This is a genomic window from Winogradskyella sp. (genome assembly GCF_025210595.1).
Classification (GTDB): Bacteria; Bacteroidota; Bacteroidia; order Flavobacteriales; family Flavobacteriaceae; genus Winogradskyella.
On the sequence record NZ_JAOARH010000094.1, the window covers coordinates 1 to 3076 of the forward strand.

The 3076-nt window shown below is 33.4% G+C and carries 2 protein-coding genes; both read left to right on the top strand.

Annotated features, from left to right (window positions below; translation table 11 throughout):
• The first annotated feature begins 1025 nt into the window (after positions 1 to 1025).
• Complete coding sequence (locus N4A42_RS09925) at positions 1026 to 2126, top strand: slipin family protein (protein ID WP_294073469.1); 1101 nt, start codon at positions 1026 to 1028, stop codon at positions 2124 to 2126.
• 59 nt (positions 2127 to 2185) lie between these two features.
• Entirely contained in the window at positions 2186 to 2977 is a 792-nt protein-coding gene (locus N4A42_RS09930) for a hypothetical protein (RefSeq protein ID WP_294073471.1), read from the top strand.
• The last annotated feature ends 99 nt before the right edge of the window (positions 2978 to 3076 follow it).

Genomic DNA, 3076 nt, shown 5'->3' on the forward strand with positions numbered 1-3076 from the left:
ATTCTCTAAGCAATGAGAAGCACGTGGAAAATTAGGGAAGGGCTACGGCTATAATCCTAAGAAAGCTTATCCTAAAGCGAAGGTATTCTCAGAACGCTTTTTAAAATATTAATTACCTCTTTAGCTTAAAGGGAAGAGCTGCGGAAAAAGATTGACGTAACCGCGGAGTGATAGGATGAAGTGGTTGGTGGCAAGCCTGCCAATGACTAGGTTTTGCAGAAGCACCGAAATACACAGGATGTAAAGTAGGGAAGCGCATTTAGAGCCTATCTGTTCACTATTGTGAAAGTACCAGTTCGAATCTGGTAAGAGGTACATCGAGCAAGTCTTGTTAAGTGTTTCGGTATAGCACTATTGTATAAATCCTTGCCACTTGGCATTAGGTTTTTATGTTCAACTTGACTTGAAGGCGTTGATTATTTGCCAAATAATAATCACCATTCTATGTGTCATGGGTTCGACTCCCATCTTCCCCACAAATTATACCATTAAAATGGGGAAGTAGCTCAGTAGGTTAGAGCAATAGATTCAAGTGCAGGTTCGAATCCTGCCAAGACTTAGGTCTTGTGGCGGAACTGGCAGACGCGCTGTATTTTGGTTACAGTTTGAAAAATGGACTGAAAATCCATCTTTTTATCAAGAAGGTCACTTGTAAAAATCGACCACCAAGTGTGTCGCACTCTAAACGGCAAAAAACAAAGTGAATTAAAACTGGTAAAAGCAAATTATTGCTGGCGCAGTCTAGACAGCACCTTGAGATACACATGTATTTTAAGCTGTTTTAGGTGTTCTTTAAAAGATTCATTTTTCAATTAAAAGACTTGAGAATACTTAAGTTAAAAGTTGATTAATCATCTAAAAAAACAATACTCAAAAGCACTTTAAATCGGTTGTATTTCCGTAGTTAGAAAGATGGTTTTCTTTCGCTTTGTTTTACCAAAGAATAGTCATTCTCACAATGAGAATCCTATTATAAATGTTTAACCGTTCTGAGATAAATAGTCAGAGCAAAATAATTAGAAATCATGAAGAGAGTAAGAATTCATGCAGGTATGGTCGGTTTAGTGTTTAAAAATGGTAATTACACACGTGTGATTACTGAAGGTAAGCATTGGATAAGCTTTAGAGAACATGTTGCAAAATATAGCTTGTCACAACCATTTAATGCACCAAGAACCTTAGAGATCTTACTTAAAGATCAGGCTTTAGCAGAACTATTAAATGTCATTGAGGTTAAGGATAATGAGATCGTTTTGGTTTACGAAAATGGTAACTTTAAGCAGGTGTTATCTGCTGGTCGTCACACCTACTGGAACGACTTGATCGATTATAAATTTGTAACTGCCGATTTAAGTAAAATTGAAATTACTGAAGCTATTGAAAAAGCGATTTACAGTAAGCCAGAATTGAGCAAGTATATCAGAACATTTGAAATCGCTGCTTTCGAGAAAGCGATTATGATTGTTAACGATATGTTTGTGAAAACTTTAGAACATGGTACATACCATTTCTGGAGAAATGACCAAACGATTAAAATCGCAAAAGCCGATATGCGTCAATTGCAGTTAGAAATTGCTGGTCAGGAATTGTTAACTAAGGATAAAGCAACTGTTCGTATTAACTTCTATGCTCAATATAAAGTCACAAACATTGAGACAGCATTAATGCATAACAAAGATTACGAAAAACAGTTGTACATTATCTTACAGTTAGCATTGAGAGCCTTTGTCGGTGCTTACACCTTAGACGAATTGTTAGAGCAAAAGGAAACAATTGCTAAAGCCGTTTTAAGTGATGTAAAAGTACAGGCTAGCAAATTGGGTGTAAACGTATTACATACAGGTATTAGAGATGTCATCTTACCTGGTGATATGAAAGACATCATGAACCAAGTATTGATTGCTCATAAAAAAGCACAGGCAAATGTGGTGACAAGACGCGAAGAAACAGCGTCTACCCGAAGCTTGTTAAATACCGCAAAATTAATGGAAGACAACAGCATGTTGTTTAAATTAAAAGAGATGGAATACGTAGAGAAAATTGCCGATAAAATTGGGGAAATCACAGTTGCTGGAAATGGCAACGTCATTGAACAATTAAAGGATATTTTCTCAGTGAATAAGTAGTGAAAAGACCTAAACATATTTAGTTTAGGTCTTTTTAATTAAATTATAAAAACAATATTATGAAGCATATAGTTCCTAAGACCATTAAAACATATAAAACTTCATTTGATTTAAATGATATTAAAGAAGAAGATATTCCTGAAAAAAGTAAAGATATAGCCAAAGAATTTTTAGAGTCTACTGATTACGACGATGATTATGATATAATGGTACACACTTCTAACAATAAAGCAACCTTTGGTTTTGACTATTTGTATAAACAAGAAAAGAAATTTATTCCCGAATTAGATCCAAGCGTGATTTATTTTTCGAGCGCTCAATTGTTTTCTGGAATGATTTATAATTATAAAAAAGAACTTTTAAATCGTGATACCCAATCAATAGACGAGGCTATGAAGCAATTTGAAACGTTTTTCCAATTTGCCTCGAGCTATATCATAATGTTATGCGCTTCACTTGAAGCCTTTATAAATAAATCAATACCTACAGATTTTGTATATACAACAAAGAAAGGTAATAAAATAGGTGTAGAGAAGATATACGAACTAAGCATTGATTTTAAAACACAAAAAATAATTCCTAAATGTTTTGATAAAGACTATACAGTAGAACATGAATCTAAATATCAAAAAGTTTTAGCTATTAAAAACTTTAGAAACGATTTGATTCATTTAACACCAACAAATAAAAATAGTAATACTAAGTATAAAGAATTCTACAGGAAGGTAATTGAGTTTAATTATTCTGAAGCGATATATTCAATAAGACACTATATAAATTATCATGAAGAAGGTTTGATTGAAGAGTGCCCTTGCGACAGCAAATTTTACTTTGATATCATTAAAAAATAAACTGCGCAAAAATATTGCGTAATACACTATAATATTTGTAGTGTAATTAAGATAGATCCTGAAATACTGAAACAAGTTCAGGATGACAAACAGAAAACA

Bases quoted from the DNA above. Each gene is read 5' to 3' on its own strand.
- N4A42_RS09930 (WP_294073471.1), top strand. From the start codon at position 2,186: ATGAAGCATATAGTTCCTAAGACCATTAAAACATATAAAACTTCATTT.
- N4A42_RS09925 (WP_294073469.1), top strand. From the start codon at position 1,026: ATGAAGAGAGTAAGAATTCATGCAGGTATGGTCGGTTTAGTGTTTAAA.